Origin of the sequence: Bacillus sp. 204(2023), assembly GCF_037027505.1 — a bacterium.
GTDB classification, from domain to species: Bacteria; Bacillota; Bacilli; order Bacillales; family Bacillaceae; genus Bacillus; species Bacillus subtilis.
In genome coordinates, this window is sequence record NZ_JAXCHE010000003.1 from 355,499 (window position 1) to 371,982 (window position 16,484).

A 16,484-nucleotide genomic window follows, 5' to 3' on the forward strand; every position below is an offset into this window, starting at 1 on the left:
GTTTGTTTACAGTATAACATACTGGATTGACAATATGCGGAATGTATATAAATTATTTAATGTTTTGTTCAAATATAACTCTTTCTTTTTTCACGTTCGTTACTTTAAGTAAGATTAGATGAATTATAAAAATGGTTTCATCTAGATGTTACCAACTCGCATATCTCTTGTATGAAAAGAAGATAAACAATTATTATTCAATGTCGCAGTGGATATCAGAAATTCTTAAAGATAATTGAGGAGATCGATTGTTTTTTCTCCTGGAATAATCACTTAGAGATACCTAAAACAATGAAAGCCCTACCTCTCTTCCATCCTTACGGCTCCTTGTCCGTGCCAGTGTGAATCAGGATACTAAAAACAAGTGACTATTTTATTGAGTTTTTTGGTGAAACTTCAATCTTCGCAGAAGAAATGTAAATAATAAAAATGGATTAGAATGTAGGAATAACAAAAGAGGTCGTTAATGTTCTAAAAATAAGTTGGAGAAGTTTTGCTTTTCATCATAATATTCCGAAATATCTTTTGGGATGAAATACACTATCTAACCAAAACTTTTTATTTGTTTTTCAGTGATTCCTTTAATTACTTCCAGTTCACTAATCAAAAATTCATATGCATTATCCAGCATTTTTTTTTCGCTTGCATTAAGTGCTTTTTCTTTTTTCATACGCATTAAATCACGTACAACTTCAGCACCTTCTTGTATTTCACCCGTTTTTATTTTGTCCGTGTTTATTTTATACCTTTGTTTCCATGGCAGTAGCCTATCTGATTCTCCATGCTGAAAAATGTGCATAATGTGTTTTAATGCAAGTATATCGGTAACTGGTCGTATATTCGAATTCAATATTTTACGCGTTGGAATCATAACTGTCATATTACTGATTGACATTCTTATGACATAATACTGTTGTTTTTCCTCTAAGAATTCTTTTTCTTCTATGGCTTCAATTATACCTGCTCCGTGCATTGGATAAACAATGTTATCGCCAATTTGAAACATATCATCCACCTCCATATATGGTAACCTTCTTAAGATTACCATATATGGAGGTGTAATATCAAAATTTTAATAATAACATGATCGAATTTTTGATGTCAATAACTTTTTTGGAAAAACAGATCAAGCAAAAACAATAGGGAACGTGTCGGATTTCCAATCAAGGAAAAGGTCAATTGCGATGTGTATATCCTGAAACCTCGACTAATTAACATAGATCAGGTTTTTCATTGAAAATGAGATATTAAATCTCCTTTATAGATATCTTTTTTGTAAGGGGAATTCTGTATTGCTGTTAAATTTAATATCTTCACATGATCCGCATGATTCCCTGCCCCTTTCATTGGCTTATTATTTTGTTGTCTTAATTTCAGAGGAGTGATAAAATACCAATTAACCAAACATCCTATGTTTGATAAATGCTTTATAGGAGGATAAACAAATGCTTCAGAAAACAAACCGGCAGACGCTGGTTGAGCAAGTCGCTCTACAAATGGAAAGTCTGATCGAATCAGGTAAGTGGGGTGTCGGGATGCGCATTCCTGCCGAACCTGAGTTGATGACCGAGCTGAATGTTAGCCGCAATACATTAAGGGAAGCAATTCGGGCATTGATACATGCAGGACTTTTGAAGACGAAACAAGGTGACGGAACATATGTCTGCTCTTCAAGTGCTTTGGGGGTCGTATTGAAAAAACGCATTTCGCGCTCCGATACGTTGCAAACATTAGAAGTTCGGTATGCTCTTGAACGTGAGGGAGCCCATCTTGCTGCACAACGCAGAACCGATGACGAGGCCCGCGAACTTCTTCTCCAACTGGAACGCTGCGAGGGAGCGGCAGAAATCGGTAACATTGATGACTTTGTAACAGCGGATATCTGTCTACATCAAAGCATTGTAAAGGCGTCGCATAATGAAATATTGATCGAAATATACAGCCATATCGCTGAAGCATTACAAGATTCGATTACAAGCCTGACTAGTTTTGAAGTCGATACGGATTTTTTGGAAATGCACCGACAACTAGTCGAAGCAATTGTCGGTCAGGATGCGGATCGTGCCGTGGAGGCAGTTCATCGTTATATCCAGGAATCGAAGGATGTTATCGCCGCTGAAGAGGGGGAACGGCCATGAGCGTACAAAGTGGTACCAAACCAACTGAGACAAAGCGTTCGCTCTCATTGAGTTGGCCGATCATCATAGGCATCGTCCTTATATCACTGACGATGCGGTCACCGTTAACATCGGTAGGCCCACTGGTAGGATCGATTCGCGAATCTCTTGGATTATCGCATACCGCGGCAGGCTTGCTTACAACATTGCCGCTGCTTGCTTTCTCGCTTCTTTCCCCCTTCGCGCCAATCTTGGCACGCCGCTTCGGGATGGAACGGATTATACTTTATGCATTGGTTCTGCTTATGCTAGGTATCACTGTCCGCTCGCTGACTGCAACAGTTCCTTTGTTTGCAGGCACCGTTTTGCTTGGGCTCGCAATTGCGGTATGCAACGTGCTAATCCCAAGTATTGTTAAACGAGATTTTTCTCGTAATGTCGGTCTTATGACAGGGCTGTATTCAGTGTCGATGAATTTATGCGGTGCGATAGCCTCCGGTGTAAGTGTCCCAATCGCCCGCAGTTTTGGCTGGAATGGCGCACTTGCAGTCTGGGGCCTGCTCGCTCTGATAGCTGCACTATTCTGGTTTCCTAAAGCGCGGACGAGTCAAGCGTCAGCCATGGTAGCAACTAGCGGTGCGTCGACGCGGCGAAGTCTGTGGCGTTCACCGCTGGCATGGATGGTTACACTTTTTATGGGATTGCAGTCTCTGCTTTTCTATGTATTGATCGCTTGGTTACCTGAAATCATGACAAGCCGTGGCTTGAATGAAGACAGCGCTGGCTGGATGCTATCGCTATTTCAATTCGCCTCGCTTCCCGTATCATTCATCGTACCGATTGTTGCCGGACGCATGAAGAACCAGCGTTTACTGGTTGTCATGATGACTATCCTGTTTTTTGTTTCATTGGGTGGCCTTTATTTCGGCGATAATGCACTTATTTTCTTATGGACAATTTTACTCGGAATTTCTGGGGGATGTGCGTTCAGCTTGGCTATGATCTTTTTAAGCTTGCGGACGAAGGATGCCTCCGGTGCGGCTTCTTTGTCGGGGATGTCGCAATCTGTTGGATATTTGCTGGCTGCAACAGGACCGACCTTGTTTGGTTTGCTCCATGACGTCACGGCAAGCTGGAACTTCCCAATATTACTTTTGCTTATGGTCAGCATTCTGCTGTTCATATTCGGCATGGGTGCGTCAAAAAATCACATGGTATAAGAGGTTTGTTTCAGTAAAGCTTTTGCTAGAGAGCCCATGGAACTGCCTAAGCCAACCGAATCATTGAGCATTGTATTATACAGATGTCCCAAAATTTATGACGTGCTATTAGAAAGAGAGCATAGATACTCAAATATTGAAGTTTCCAGCTGAAACAGTGTAGGCCCAACATGAATATAAAATAAGGGTAATAAATGACTTCAAATGCTAAAATGACGTGCTTTTGTAGCTGAAAATAGAAGACTTCCACTTTATTGAGATCATTTTTGAAACACACCAAAATTCAGGTGTGTTTTTATTTTGCTTCCTTTTTAAACTCATGACGTTCCACTAATTGCTAGATGAACAGCCGATTCATACATGAGAAGAGGCACCATTAACAGGGAATTGAATAAACCTTATGAATTAATGTCTCATATGAATTTTTTTGTATGATAATGGCGTCATATTCATCGTTTGTTGAAATTTACTTATGAAATAACTGGTACTGTTAAATCCAACTTGATAAGACACTTCTGTCACATTAGATTCAGGGTGTTGCAGTAATAATAAGCTTTTTTGAATTCTATAATCCATTACATAACGTAATGGCGTCTTATTCAGCATTCGTTTAAAATAACGGCAGCACTCAGAACGGCTCAGTTGGCCAGCTTTTGCAATGTCCTCTAATGTGATTTTTTCAGCATAATGGAGATGGATCCAGTTTAACATTTGTTTCATTCGATGACTTTTTATCATTTCAGATTGATCGTACTCTAATTGAAAACCATTAACGACCAGGTTTTTCCACATTAACGTTAATTGCATCGTAATGTCAATCTCATAGAGCGATGTCTTTTGTTGAATCAATTGATTTATTTTTTTAACAGCATCTAGAATATTTTTTGCCCACTGTTGATTTCCATCCAAAAATAAATAGGGCAAATTGGTTGAAAACATATAGGGCTGAACATAGCTTGAATACAGTTCCTGAGATAAAACGAAATAGGGTGACACATTCAAGCAAATATACGTACAATCCGAGCCTTCCTTTTCTTCGGCCATGTGCAGGCAGCCACTATTGATAAATAATCCATCCCCTTCGTGAACCTCTATTTTTTCTTCATTTATTTGAAAAAGAGCTATCCCTTTTAGTATCAAAACAAATTGGATTTCATCATGCCAATGAAGCGGAATATAGCCATTTATATTTTGATTGATCCTTGTCTCGTAACAGGCAACTGGTAATTCTACCGTTCGATGCTCTGTTAATTCTTTTAAATTTTGATCGATCACAAAATTCTTCATTCTGACTTCTCACCTCAATATATTTATATTTTTTCATTCAATTTGAGTATTTTTTATCATGTTTTGCATTTATTATAACACTATTATTATATTTATTAGTGAGGAGTCATGTATGAATACTTCCAATAGAAGAATGGGATTGTTCTATGTTATAACAGGGGCGACATGTTGGGGGATTGGAGGCACAGTAGCCAAAAAACTTTTTCAAGAATATCAAATTGATGTCAATTGGCTTGTAACGACACGCTTGCTTACGGCTGGAATGTTACTTTTAATGCTGCAACTGTTCAGAAAGGATCGGTCTCAGGTTATTGAGGTTTGGAGAAACAAAGCGTCGGCTGGCCAGCTTCTTATTTTTGGCCTATTGGGAATGCTAGCTGTGCAGTACACATATATGGCATCCATTCAACATGGGAATGCTGCCGTTGCTACATTATTGCAATATTTATCCCCAGTAATCGTCATTATCTACACGCTTTTGCGAAAACAAACGGTTCTTACCAAACAAGATATCATTACTGTTGTACTTGCTTTAGTGGGTTGCTTTTTTTTGTTAACAAATGGTTCAATGTCTCAACTTTCAGTGCCGGCAGCTGCAGTAGTATGGGGAGTTTTATCAGGATTCGCGGCAGCTTTTTATACTTTGTATGCCGTTGGTTTATTAAATAAATTTGATTCTCTTGTCGTTGTAGGTTGGGCTATGATTATTGGCGGTTTTGCATTGGGTTTTATCCATCCGCCATGGCAACTGGATTTTCAACGATTAACTGCTGAGGCGTATGCATATATTTTATTTGTGATATTATTTGGAACAATGATTGCGTTCTGGTTCTTCATAAAAAGCTTGGAAAGCCTCTCTCCAAAAGAAACAAGCCTACTAGGCAGTCTAGAGCCTCTATCAGCTGTTGTAACAACTGTCGTTTGGTTAAAAGCGCCATTTGGTTCTTTTCAATGGATTGGTGCTATTTGTATTATAGGGATAACTTTAATATTGGCTTTACATAAAGAGCCTTCTATGGAGAGTGAAAAATCGATATTAAAGATTAGGAATCATGCAAATCGGGATATATAGGGGCTTTTTTTGCTTACATGACCGGTCCGACAATGAAAAACACTGGTGGAGTTTGAGCCCTCTCGGCAATATCAAAAATACCAAGGGTTTTGACGCCCTTGGTATTTTTTCTTCAAGAACCTTCAATTTTTCTTTTTTGTAATTGGTATCCAAATTTCACTTTTAAAAGATGGTGATGTTACATCCTTATGCTCGTTCCACAAAATTTCTGGACCTTCTATTTGTTCGTAATTTGACGATGGAAACCATTCGGAATAAATGCGTCCCCATACTTCTTGCAGTGTATCCGGAAATGGCCCGATTGATTCGAATACAGCCCATGTTGAGGCAGGAACTTCAAGCCGTGAGAAATTATCTGGACACTGTTTCGTTGTGGGTGCGCCAATATAGTGATCGAGCTCTCCGTTTTCCTCTGTCCGACCTTCAGAAAAATTGGTGGATGCACTAATGAGGCCTGATGGTGCTACATTAGAAAGCTCTTTTAGTTTATTTATTGCTTTTTCATCTAAACTTTCCCACATAGATGCAATCTCCGGATTAATCCCTTTAAAAATAATAGGAACTCTTTTTTTAATGCCAACGATGCGAAATGCCTCTTTTTCTTCAATACGGTAGTTCATTTCATTTCCTCCTTTAATTGTTAGCTGGAAGGTCATTCGTGGATAAGCTTTAAGGGAATGGCCATTAAGTCTGGCTTTTGATGGGTTTATGCCATGTAAATTTTGGAATGCCCGTGCAAAAGAATCAGGTGAGTTATAACCGTACTTTATTGCAATATCAATCACTTTTACATTGCTGTCTTTCAGTTCAAAAGCTGCAAGAGTAAGACGTCTGCGACGAATATATTCCGATAATGAAATACCTGCAAGGAAGGAAAACATCCTTTTAAAATGATATTCAGAGCAGAAAGCAAGCTTTGCTGCCTCTTGAAAATCAATATCATTAGTGAGGTTTTCTTCAATATACTTTAACGCCCTATTCATACTTTTAAGCAAATCCATTTATTTGGCCTCCTTTAACCAAAGAATAACAGGAGTGAAATGTATTTATCCGACATTCTGTGCACAGTTTTGCAGGATGACTTATATGAAATAAAGTAAGTGATTCACTTGTATTTGTACAGGTTTTATTGAAGCATGCTGTTCATAAAAAGGCATCAATAAAAGAAAGTTATAATTGTCTTATAAACGGCACATTCATATAATTGAGTGAAAAAGGATGCGTATCATGCCTATCAATTCTTTTGAAAATTATCCGATGAGCTGGAAGCCATCGATTGATAAAGCTGAAAAGCCTATTTATAAAGCACTTGCAGGGCAATTGGAACAGGATATTTTAAACGGAGTTTTATTACCTGGAACAAAACTTCCTCCACAGCGAGAATTGGCCGATTATTTAGATTTAAATGTGAGTACGATTTCAAAAGCATTTAAAGTGTGTGAGTTAAAGGGGTTGTTAAGTGCGACTGTAGGGAGCGGCACATTTGTATCGTATGATGCGTTGTCGAATGCGTATTTACTTGAGGATACAAAGCCGACACATTTAATTGAAATGGGAGCAATACTTCCAGATCACGCTTCATATGAGCCCTTGTTACACCAACTGAAAAACATGATTCAGGAGGAGGATTATGAAAAATGGTTTAGCTACGGCCGGGCAGGCGAAAGCCTTTGGCAAAAAGATGCAGCTGTAAAGCTCATCCAAAGAGGCGGATTTGAAACATCCGTTGATCACATTTTATTTGCAAATGGAGGCCAAAATGCGATTGCAGCGACATTGGCGAGTCTTTGTAAGCCTGGAGACCGCATCGGAGTTGACCATCATACGTACCCTGGTTTAAAAACTGTTGCATCATTGCTTAGTGTGCAAATCGTACCGATAAAATCAGAGAACGATGAAATGAGTCCGGAGTCACTTGAATATGCGTGTAAAAATGAAAATATTAAAGGTTTGTATTTAATCCCGGATTACCATAATCCGACGACTTCCTTTATGTCTGTTGAGAATCGAAGAATGGTTGCAGACATTGCAAAGAAATATAATCTATTTGTTATTGAAGATGCATCGTACCATCTTCTCAACAAAAATCCGCTTCCGGCGCTCGCCTCATTCGCACCGCAACAGGTTATCCATATTGCAAGTTTATCAAAATCGTTAGCGCCAGGCCTGCGTTTGGCTTATGTAGCAGTGCCGAGACAATATAAGGAGCCAATATCAAAGGCGCTTTATAATTTAAATATAACCGTTTCCCCGCTATTAGCTGAACTTACTGCTCGCACGATTGTATCAAATCAATTTGAAGTCTTAATTGAGAGTCATCGTGAACAAACCATTCGCAGAAATCAACTCGTAAACCGATATGTTGCGGGATATGCATGTTTAGGTGTTGAAACAGGCATTTTTCGTTGGTTGTTGTTACCGGGTAAAATGTCTGGTGCCGAATTTGAAGAGTTGGCTGCTCGACATGGCGTGCAAGTGTATGCGGCTGAACGCTTTGTAGTGGGAAATAGTTGTCCTGAAAGGGCTGTAAGGGTTTCTGTCTGTGCACCAAAAACACTTGAAGAGCTTGAACAAGGATTAATGATCCTGAGACGTTTGCTAGACGATCTTACCTAATATTGTTTGCCATACAATTATGACATTGTATGGCTTTTTTGTGCGTGTTATGATGATCCACATCTAGAGGGAGGTTTATACAAAATTGGCTTTTAGAAAGGAAGGTCAGATGATGTTAGACAAGGACAGCGTAAAAGCAATAGATGTTCAAACTGCTTCATTACAAAGCTACATCAGTTCACCAGAAAAACAAAAATCGTTATACAAGCGTACATTGTTCGTTGTGAGTATCTCACAAATTTTTGGCGGTGCGGGGCTGGCGGCAGGAGTGACTGTCGGTGCGCTTATTGCACAGCAAATGCTTGGCACTGATGCGTTTGCTGGTCTGCCTTCTGCTTTATTTACTTTAGGGTCAGCAGGATCTGCATTAATTGTTGGAAGACTTTCTCAACGTTATGGCCGTCGAACAGGTCTTTCAGCTGGCTTTATGATTGGCGGACTTGGAGCAATAGGCGTTATTATGGCAGCAATCATAAATAGTATTTTCTTGTTATTTATTTCATTGCTTATTTACGGTGCAGGAACAGCCACAAATTTACAAGCCCGTTATGCTGGTACAGACTTAGCAAATCGTAAGCAGCGAGCGACTGCTGTTAGTATTACGATGGTTTTTACTACATTTGGCGCAGTGGCAGGTCCAAGCTTAGTGAATGTGATGGGGGATTTCGCTCTTTCTATTGGTGTTCCATCACTTGCTGGCCCTTTCATTTTAGCCGCAGCAGCATATATTTTAGCAGGTGTGGTCCTTTTCATTATGCTTCGTCCAGATCCATTAGTTATAGCAAGAACAATAGAAGCGGCAAATGAAGAGCCTGGTGCTAAAGGACATTTGGCGGCAACTGAGCATACAGAAAACAAAAAAGGCATAATCGTTGGGGCAACGGTTATGATTCTTACTCAAATCGTAATGGTAGCTATTATGACAATGACACCGGTTCATATGAGACATCATGGGCATGACTTGGGGGCAGTAGGTCTTGTTATTGGTTTTCATATAGGTGCTATGTATCTCCCTTCACTGGTTACAGGTGTTCTTGTAGATAGGTTGGGACGTACCGCAATGGCTATTTCCTCTGGAACAACGTTGCTTTTGGCAGGTGTAATAGCAGCATTTGCTCCGGGAGAATCTATGGTTCTTCTCGTCATTGCTCTTTCTTTACTCGGATTAGGGTGGAATTTTGGTTTAATAAGCGGGACTGCCCTTATTGTAGATTCAACTGATACTGCCACGCGAGCTAAAACGCAGGGAACGGTGGATGTTCTGATTGCGTTGTCAGGAGCTGCTGGCGGGGCATTATCTGGAATGATTGTGGCAGGTTCAAGTTACCTAGCATTATCATTTACTGGAGGGATTATGTCCTTATTACTCATTCCAGTGGTGGTATGGTCTAGGGCCGATAAAGGGTAGGATTGTTTAATTTACATTAATTTGTTATATTGTTAGTTAAAGTTATTTTATCGTCTAATATTCTAACGAACTATAGTTGCTCCATTAAATCTATTATAAAGATTTGACCAGGATTCCTTATAGCTGTGTCACTCACTGCATATTCTTTAATTGAATCACATAAAATGGTTATCGGATTTGAAAAAGGCAGGATTACTCGCTTTAGGTAAAGGAGTCATCACGTTGTTAAAAAGGTTTTCTCTTGTTTTTGTTACACTAATGATGTCTATCGTTATTGTTTTAGCGGCTGCTAAAGAGTCGCCTGGAGATCATGTCATCTCATTTGATGAACCTATTATCTTGATGATCTCAATTGGAATCGTTGTATTTTTATTTATCCCTCCATTAGTCATGTCCTTTTTTGGCAATTTGGTTGTAAGAATAATATCTGGTGTATACCAATGTTTTATCGTTTTCACTTTTCTGGGGCTCATTCCAATTGGTTTTCTTATTCCCAATGGCTTTTTGACAATTTTAGTTTCTATTGCAGGAACTTTAGTCAGTATAGCTAGTGTTGCCGTAACCTTATGCATTGGCAAGAATAAAAAAGATATATAATCATCGAATTGTTATTTTTTCAGATTGTCAGTGAAATAATTATACAAAAAGAGAAGGCTTGTGGGCCTTCTTTTTTTTTGTTGCATCATCCCTACTTTAAGCTTAATCTATTGAATAATAAGAGAAGGAACCTATAGAAGAATAAAATAAATACCGAGATGTCAAAAATAAAACTGGACTTCATTATTGTCAATTCACGTAAATGTAAAAAGCTTGGAAAGAGGGGAATTCCTTCATGACAAATAGCAGAACGAATCCAAAGGTTGATGAATTTTTAAGTAAAGCGAAAAAGTGGAAGGAAGAATTTGAGAAGTTGAGAACCATCATTCTTGACTGTGAGCTGACTGAAGATTTTAAGTGGATGCATCCTTGTTACACATACAATAATAAAAATGTCGTTTTAATACATGGGTTTAAAGAATATTGTGCGCTTCTGTTTCACAAAGGTGCCCTATTACAGGATGCCCATGGAATTCTCATTCAACAAACGGAGAATGTACAGGCGGCGCGCCAGATTCGGTTTACAAATGTTCAGGAAATAAATGAGCTAGAAAACATTTTGAAAGCCTATATTCACGAAGCCATTGAAGTTGAAAAAGCCGGTTTGAAAGTGGATGTTAACAAAAATATTGAATTGAACATTCCTGAAGAACTTCAAAATAAATTCGATGAAATCCCTGCCTTGAAAACTGCTTTTGAAGCATTGACCCCGGGACGGCAAAGAGCGTACACTCTTTATTTTTCTCAAGCCAAACAATCCAAAACCCGAGAATCGAGAGTCGAAAAATATGTGCAAAAAATTCTCGATGGAAAGGGATTAAAGGATTAGGCACGCCAAGGTTCAGGCTAAAGGAATAGCATCATAGCGTAATAAGATCCTTTTTCTTAGGACAACATTCACTTACTGCTGAAATGCTTCTTTTGATTAACATTGTATGCCACTAGACAGCGTTATAAAATATTAATGCAACACCTAGAAATAGCTCAATGGCACGGCTCATCACATTTAGAATGCCTAGGAGAACTAATAGAACCGGAAGATTTTTAGCAAGTTACTACATTCCAAACTTTGTTTTTTGTATTAATATACCTTATTAACCATTGTTTTTAGTCAGGTGCAGACAAACGAATACTGATTAATGACTCATCATGATATCGATGATCCGCTTGATTTTTTCCTTGTCACCTATATCAACATACACTGTTTTTCTGTTTTTTATGATACTCTCAGTCACTTCCCGCATGACGCCTTTTTCTACATCATCAGCGGAATCCCAGCGTAAAGGCACATTATATACATGAATCGTGCCATCCCCATTGCCATGATAAGTGACTGATCCATCCACTAAACGAGAGCCAGCTAACTGGGTTACATCTTCTGGATAGCTGGCACTTGTATCATCATTAGGATTAATTGGCTCGCCAGCCGAAATATGTCGAACATTTAATTCATCTATCTCTTGATTAGGTCCAAGTTGAAGCCAAACCCTGGCATATTCGATTTTTTCCGAAGAGTATGCTGCCAATACATTGTCTTCTTTGCTTTTCTCTTCTGCTGAAGAGGTATCATTTGCAGCTTTTGTTGCGGATTCTTCTGATTCTGTTATTGGCTCCGTTTCATCCTTGCGTATTTTGGTGCTCTCTTCAGGCTCAGTGTGTTTTTCGTCAGATTGTACAGCAGAAGCTTGATTTGAAGGTTGTTGTGCTTCTCCATCCTTACTGTCCGTACATCCAGCAAGCAAAATCATAAGCAGCAGGGCAGTATTGCAATAACATATCTTTCTGCGTTTCTTCATTTTTTCATTCCTCTCTATTAATTCAGGTCAGCTTCATATATAAGTTTATGTATCTAAATATTACCATGGAATAGATAGGATGATATTGAAAACTGTTTAAGAAGAGGAAACGATCTTGAATAGCATCGCGAAAACTTAAGAATTCTTAAGAAGTTTTGCCCCTTTTTCTTCAGGTTTTGAATGTAAAGTGGGATATAAATGCAAAACAAATGGAGAGATTAGATATGAAACGCCTGTTATTCTTATTTCAGTATATAGTTAATCCGAGAACTGTTGGTGCGATCCTTCCTAGTTCAAGGTATCTTGGAGATAAAATGGTGAAAGGAATTGATTTCAAGAAGGCTGCATACATTGTCGAATACGGGCCGGGTACGGGTGTATTCACAAAAAAACTGCTTGAAAAAAGAAGACCTGAAACGACTATTTTATTAGTGGAGCAAAATGAAGAATTTTATTTACTATTGAAAGAGACATTTAAAGACGAAAAGAATGTATTTATTGTAAATGGATCTGCTGAAAATAGCAGCCAGTATGCAAAGGATTATGGTATGCCTTATATAGACTATGTGATTTCTGGCCTTCCCTTTGCAAGCTTGCCAAAAACTGTTTCAGCCAACATTTTATTAGATACTGCAAAGATTTTAAAAAGAGATGGTGAATTCATTACTTTTCAATACACTACGTTGAAAAAACCGTTTTTTGAACAGTTTTTTACCAAAATAGATGTAAAAAGAGAGCTTAGAAATGTACCGCCGGCTTATGTCTTTAGCTGCTCAATGCCGCAAAATGATTTGGAGGAATTATATGGAGTCGAACGTTCTTATTGTTGATGATGACAAAGACATTAGAAATCTCATCTCTGTTTATTTAGAAAATGAAGGCCTGCACACTCAAAAGGCTAAAGACGCAATCGAAGCTTTAAACCTGCTGGAACAAAAAGAATTTGACCTCATGATTTTGGATATTATGATGCCCAACATAGATGGAATTGAAGCATGTATGAAGATTAGGCAAGAACGAAATCTGCCTATTATCATGCTTTCTGCAAAATCGGAGGATATGGATAAAATTCAGGGACTTGCCGCGGGTGCCGATGATTATTTATCAAAACCGTTTAACCCATTAGAATTAATCGCCAGGGTTAAATCTCAGTTAAGAAGATATAAAAAATACAATACTGATACAAGCAGCACGAAGAACATCATTGAAATTGGTGACTTGACCGTAAATACAGATACACGGCAAGTATGGGTGCGGTGCCGGGAAGTGAGGCTGACCCCAAAAGAATTTGATATACTCGAACTTCTTTGCATGAACAAAGGAATGGTTTTGAGTGTGGAGAAGATATATGAAGCAGTATGGAAGGAAGACTTTTTTAAGTCGGACAACACTGTCATGGTTCACATTACAAAAATCAGAGATAAAATAGAAGAGGATTCCAAACATCCCATTTACATCAAAACTGTTTGGGGAACGGGATATAAAATATGAGAAATTTTGGAAATAAACTGGTTGCAAAGCTTCTTGGCGCGATTGCAATTAGTTTTCTTGTTTCATTGGGTATGATGGCACTCATTATATTATCGAACGTCTATCTACAAAAGATGAATTATCTCAAAGAGTTTAGCATCCGGAGCAGCTATTTTATGATACTGCTTCAGTTTTCGGCAGCTATTCTTACTTTTATTGCAGTTTTTTTTATCATGGCACGGAAAAAAATATTATATTTGAAGCTTATTACTGAGAGTGTTCATCATATTGCTAATGGAAAATTAGGCTTGACCATTAGGATTGAAAGTAGGGATGAATTGACTCAGCTTGCACAAAACATTAATGATATGTCCAAAGAGTTAGAAAAAAAGTTTGAACACGAAAGACAGTTAGAAAGGTCGAAAAGTGAACTGATTTCAAATGTATCCCATGATTTAAGAACACCATTAACATCAATTATCGGATATTTGGATTTATTAAAAAAAGGGCAATACGACAGCAAAGCGCAATTTCAGGAATATCTTCAAACGATTGATTCGAAATCGCAAAGACTGAAATACCTGATTGATGAACTGTTTGAGTATACGCATTTATCGAGCCCGGACGTTAAGTTAACCTGTAAAGAAGCTGATTTGTCAGGTTTATTGGAACAAATAATAGGAGAATACATTCCTATTTTTGAAAAGGAACGAATAAGTGTTCAAAAATCAATTGCAGAAGACAATGTACCTGTTGTAATAGATATAGAAAAGATGGTTCGCGTTTATGATAATCTCTTTATGAATGCGATAAAATACAGCAGGAAACCATCTGAATTATTCATAAGCCTTGAGATCATTGGTGACAAAGCACTTTTGAAAACTTCTAATCAAGTTGAGGGTTTTCCGGCTGACAATATAGACAAATTGTTTGAACGGTTTTTCAGGGGTGATAAGGCAAGAACAGATCAACAAGGAAGCGGCCTTGGGCTAGCTATTTCAAAAAGAATCGTTGAGCTTCATAATGGTAATATCCATGCGGAATATAGAGAAGGCTGGATGAGCTTTATTGTCGAACACCCATTGCATATATAAAAGCTTATGGAGGAAAGTTTCCATAAGCTTTTTTCTTTTAGAATAAAACTTAAGAAACCTTAAGGATTTTACGGAATGTTTCTTCATTCTTATTGCTTATCATGTAGGTATGGAAAGTGAGGAGAGTGTAGAAATTGAAAAATAAATTTCTTATTTTAGCTTTGTGGTTTTTAGCCATTTATATAGCAAAGGAATATCATTTACTGTCACTCGATATGGATGATTTACAGGAATTTATATCGGAGAATACAAAATACGCAATGCTGCTGTTTATTGCGCTCTGGATCATTAGGCTTCTCTTTTTTATTCCAGGAGTAACTCTCATGTTTTTAGGAGGGATATGCTTTGATCCAATTGTTAGTTTTATATTATCGATGGTTGGCATTTTTTTGAGCGAGACCTTGGTTTATCTTTTCTCTAGAATATTTTCAAGCGGAAAAATGATGAAGGATTTGGAGCAGAAACATCCAGAACTAAAAAAGTTATTGGAGACTTACAATTATAAGTTTTTGGCATTGGGGATGATTTGTCCGATAGCCCCAACAGATGTCGTTTGTTTTTTATCAGCAGCAGTGGGGTTAAAATACCGTGTTTACATTTTAACTGTCGTTATTACGAATATTCCCCTATTGATTTTTTCTAGCTTTATTGTCATTAACTTTAGCGAGTCGTTAGCGGGTACTGTTTTGGTTATCGTATCATTTGTTTTGATTTCAGTCGTATCTATTAAAATGTGGAACAGCCTTAAACAGAAGCAAAACACATAGGGGGATAAACTTTAGGTTGTAGATGATGTGATGTTCTGGATATGAAAGAAGATACCATGCAAAACTGGTATCTTTTTTATGTGAGTTTTCCGTAATAACCTTTATATTTCATATATGACAGTTAGTTGATACTATATCGAATCAATTTGAGGAAACTGATTGATGATATATTGCTTGAAGTTTTCGGTGACAGGTGGTAGATATTTCCCTTCAATCCAAGAGATACCGACTGTACGCTCAAACCTTGGCCAACTAATCCGAACCTTTGCAATATTTGTTTGGTCTAACCCTTTAAAATCAGGAAGAATTGAAACACCAAGACCCGCTGCCACAAAACCTGCGATTGTAGCAGCTTCTTCACCTTCAAATACAATGTTTGGGGTAATATTAACCTGTTCAAAAATATGATCTATTGTCACTCGAAGAGCGAAACCTTCTTTCATTAAAACAAAAGGCTCATTAGCAATTTCGTTTAAGGTAATATCCTTACGGGCAGCTAACACATGATTTTTGGGCAAAAATAAAAAGAGCTCCTCCTTCCATAAGGGTTTCCACATTATATTTGATTCGACTGGAAAAGAAGCAAGCAGGCAAAGATCTAGTTCACCTGATTTTAGTTTATCTAAAAGCTGATTAGAGTGAGACTGGTTTAGTTGGAAATGAACATTTGGGTATTGATCTTTAAATGCTCCAATTAAATTTGGAACGATAGTTGTACCCAGAGTATGTAAAAAGCCTAAAGACACTTCACCTTGATCTGGTTTTAAAAGGGATTGAATTTCTTCCTTTCCTTCAGTAAATTCTTTAATTATGGAATCGACCCTCTTGAGGAATCTTTCCCCATATTTATTTAATTTTATGGACCGGCCTTGTCTATCAAAAAGCGGAACACCTAATTGATTTTCTAATCTAACAATAGACCGAGAAAGTGCTGGCTGTGTAATTGATAACGTTTCAGCAGCTTTCGTTACATGCTGTATACGAGCAAGAGTTTGGAAGTACTCTAATTGTTCCCATTCCATTAAAAAAATCCTCCTTTT

Annotated in this window: 16 protein-coding genes; 11 read left to right on the forward strand and 5 right to left on the reverse strand. The window is 37.9% G+C overall.

The window, feature by feature from the left end; all coding sequences use genetic code 11:
• Window positions 1–544: 544 nt before the first annotated feature.
• A complete protein-coding gene (locus tag WA279_RS09075; RefSeq protein WP_253137392.1) occupies window positions 545–1,006 on the reverse strand; it encodes a CarD family transcriptional regulator in 462 nt (153 codons plus the stop codon).
• A 439-nt stretch (window positions 1,007–1,445) separates the two neighbouring features.
• Between WA279_RS09075 and WA279_RS09080 the strand changes: the two genes are divergently transcribed.
• Window positions 1,446–2,138 (forward strand): FadR/GntR family transcriptional regulator, encoded by a 693-nt coding sequence (locus tag WA279_RS09080; protein ID WP_014475898.1) that lies wholly within the window; start codon window positions 1,446–1,448, stop codon window positions 2,136–2,138.
• A complete protein-coding gene (locus tag WA279_RS09085; protein ID WP_336155123.1) occupies window positions 2,135–3,337 on the forward strand; it encodes a CynX/NimT family MFS transporter in 1,203 nt (400 codons plus the stop codon). The genes WA279_RS09080 and WA279_RS09085 overlap by 4 nt, the downstream gene beginning before the upstream one ends.
• A gap of 405 nt (window positions 3,338–3,742) precedes the next feature.
• On the opposite strand, the gene WA279_RS09090 is transcribed toward WA279_RS09085, so the two are convergent.
• Window positions 3,743–4,624 (reverse strand): AraC family transcriptional regulator, encoded by an 882-nt coding sequence (locus tag WA279_RS09090; RefSeq protein WP_336155125.1) that lies wholly within the window; start codon window positions 4,622–4,624, stop codon window positions 3,743–3,745.
• A 112-nt stretch (window positions 4,625–4,736) separates the two neighbouring features.
• Here WA279_RS09090 and WA279_RS09095 point away from each other — a divergent pair, with 112 nt between their 5' ends.
• A complete protein-coding gene (locus WA279_RS09095; protein WP_015252746.1) occupies window positions 4,737–5,696 on the forward strand; it encodes a DMT family transporter in 960 nt (319 codons plus the stop codon).
• A 122-nt stretch (window positions 5,697–5,818) separates the two neighbouring features.
• Here WA279_RS09095 and WA279_RS09100 read toward each other — a convergent pair whose 3' ends face one another.
• Entirely contained in the window at window positions 5,819–6,697 is an 879-nt protein-coding gene (locus WA279_RS09100; protein ID WP_336155126.1) for an AraC family transcriptional regulator, read from the reverse strand.
• 226 nt (window positions 6,698–6,923) lie between these two features.
• Between WA279_RS09100 and WA279_RS09105 the strand changes: the two genes are divergently transcribed.
• The 4 genes from WA279_RS09105 to WA279_RS09120 all read left to right on the forward strand — a co-directional run bounded on the left by WA279_RS09105 (window position 6,924) and on the right by WA279_RS09120 (window position 11,146).
• On the forward strand, window positions 6,924–8,312 hold the full coding sequence (locus tag WA279_RS09105; RefSeq protein ID WP_336155128.1) for an aminotransferase-like domain-containing protein: 1,389 nt from the start codon (window positions 6,924–6,926) through the stop codon (window positions 8,310–8,312).
• Between the two features lie 109 nt (window positions 8,313–8,421).
• A complete protein-coding gene (locus tag WA279_RS09110) occupies window positions 8,422–9,720 on the forward strand; it encodes an MFS transporter (RefSeq protein ID WP_336155230.1) in 1,299 nt (432 codons plus the stop codon).
• A gap of 222 nt (window positions 9,721–9,942) precedes the next feature.
• Window positions 9,943–10,317 (forward strand): hypothetical protein, encoded by a 375-nt coding sequence (locus WA279_RS09115; RefSeq protein WP_336155129.1) that lies wholly within the window; start codon window positions 9,943–9,945, stop codon window positions 10,315–10,317.
• Window positions 10,318–10,552: 235 nt separating this feature from the next.
• Window positions 10,553–11,146, forward strand: a complete 594-nt coding sequence (locus WA279_RS09120) for a YdeI/OmpD-associated family protein (protein ID WP_024572649.1) — start codon at window positions 10,553–10,555, stop codon at window positions 11,144–11,146.
• Window positions 11,147–11,453: 307 nt separating this feature from the next.
• On the opposite strand, the gene WA279_RS09125 is transcribed toward WA279_RS09120, so the two are convergent.
• A complete protein-coding gene (locus WA279_RS09125; protein WP_336155132.1) occupies window positions 11,454–12,113 on the reverse strand; it encodes a hypothetical protein in 660 nt (219 codons plus the stop codon).
• Between the two features lie 224 nt (window positions 12,114–12,337).
• Here WA279_RS09125 and WA279_RS09130 point away from each other — a divergent pair, with 224 nt between their 5' ends.
• From WA279_RS09130 to WA279_RS09145, 4 genes are all read left to right on the forward strand, one after another.
• A complete protein-coding gene (locus tag WA279_RS09130) occupies window positions 12,338–12,943 on the forward strand; it encodes a class I SAM-dependent methyltransferase (RefSeq protein ID WP_336155133.1) in 606 nt (201 codons plus the stop codon).
• On the forward strand, window positions 12,918–13,604 hold the full coding sequence (locus WA279_RS09135; RefSeq protein WP_336155134.1) for a response regulator transcription factor: 687 nt from the start codon (window positions 12,918–12,920) through the stop codon (window positions 13,602–13,604). Before WA279_RS09130 ends, WA279_RS09135 begins: the two co-directional genes overlap by 26 nt.
• Complete coding sequence (locus WA279_RS09140; protein ID WP_336155135.1) at window positions 13,601–14,677, forward strand: sensor histidine kinase; 1,077 nt, start codon at window positions 13,601–13,603, stop codon at window positions 14,675–14,677. Before WA279_RS09135 ends, WA279_RS09140 begins: the two co-directional genes overlap by 4 nt.
• A 134-nt stretch (window positions 14,678–14,811) precedes the next feature.
• Window positions 14,812–15,444 carry a TVP38/TMEM64 family protein gene (locus tag WA279_RS09145; RefSeq protein ID WP_217020385.1) on the forward strand — a complete coding sequence of 211 codons (633 nt, stop codon included), beginning with the start codon at window positions 14,812–14,814 and terminating at the stop codon, window positions 15,442–15,444.
• A 131-nt stretch (window positions 15,445–15,575) separates the two neighbouring features.
• Here the strand turns inward: WA279_RS09145 and WA279_RS09150 are convergent, their stop codons facing one another.
• The gene (locus WA279_RS09150; protein ID WP_336155138.1) at window positions 15,576–16,466 is read right to left on the reverse strand and encodes a LysR family transcriptional regulator; all 891 of its coding nucleotides are present in this window, start codon (window positions 16,464–16,466) and stop codon (window positions 15,576–15,578) included.
• Window positions 16,467–16,484: the final 18 nt, after the last annotated feature.

Bases quoted from the DNA above. Each gene is read 5' to 3' on its own strand.
- WA279_RS09075 (WP_253137392.1), bottom strand. From the start codon at position 1,006: ATGTTTCAAATTGGCGATAACATTGTTTATCCAATGCACGGAGCAGGT.
- WA279_RS09080 (WP_014475898.1), top strand. From the start codon at position 1,446: ATGCTTCAGAAAACAAACCGGCAGACGCTGGTTGAGCAAGTCGCTCTA.
- WA279_RS09085 (WP_336155123.1), top strand. From the start codon at position 2,135: ATGAGCGTACAAAGTGGTACCAAACCAACTGAGACAAAGCGTTCGCTC.
- WA279_RS09090 (WP_336155125.1), bottom strand. From the start codon at position 4,624: ATGAAGAATTTTGTGATCGATCAAAATTTAAAAGAATTAACAGAGCAT.
- WA279_RS09095 (WP_015252746.1), top strand. From the start codon at position 4,737: ATGAATACTTCCAATAGAAGAATGGGATTGTTCTATGTTATAACAGGG.
- WA279_RS09100 (WP_336155126.1), bottom strand. From the start codon at position 6,697: ATGGATTTGCTTAAAAGTATGAATAGGGCGTTAAAGTATATTGAAGAA.
- WA279_RS09105 (WP_336155128.1), top strand. From the start codon at position 6,924: ATGCCTATCAATTCTTTTGAAAATTATCCGATGAGCTGGAAGCCATCG.
- WA279_RS09110 (WP_336155230.1), top strand. From the start codon at position 8,422: ATGATGTTAGACAAGGACAGCGTAAAAGCAATAGATGTTCAAACTGCT.
- WA279_RS09120 (WP_024572649.1), top strand. From the start codon at position 10,553: ATGACAAATAGCAGAACGAATCCAAAGGTTGATGAATTTTTAAGTAAA.
- WA279_RS09125 (WP_336155132.1), bottom strand. From the start codon at position 12,113: ATGAAGAAACGCAGAAAGATATGTTATTGCAATACTGCCCTGCTGCTT.
- WA279_RS09130 (WP_336155133.1), top strand. From the start codon at position 12,338: ATGAAACGCCTGTTATTCTTATTTCAGTATATAGTTAATCCGAGAACT.
- WA279_RS09135 (WP_336155134.1), top strand. From the start codon at position 12,918: ATGGAGTCGAACGTTCTTATTGTTGATGATGACAAAGACATTAGAAAT.
- WA279_RS09140 (WP_336155135.1), top strand. From the start codon at position 13,601: ATGAGAAATTTTGGAAATAAACTGGTTGCAAAGCTTCTTGGCGCGATT.
- WA279_RS09150 (WP_336155138.1), bottom strand. From the start codon at position 16,466: ATGGAATGGGAACAATTAGAGTACTTCCAAACTCTTGCTCGTATACAG.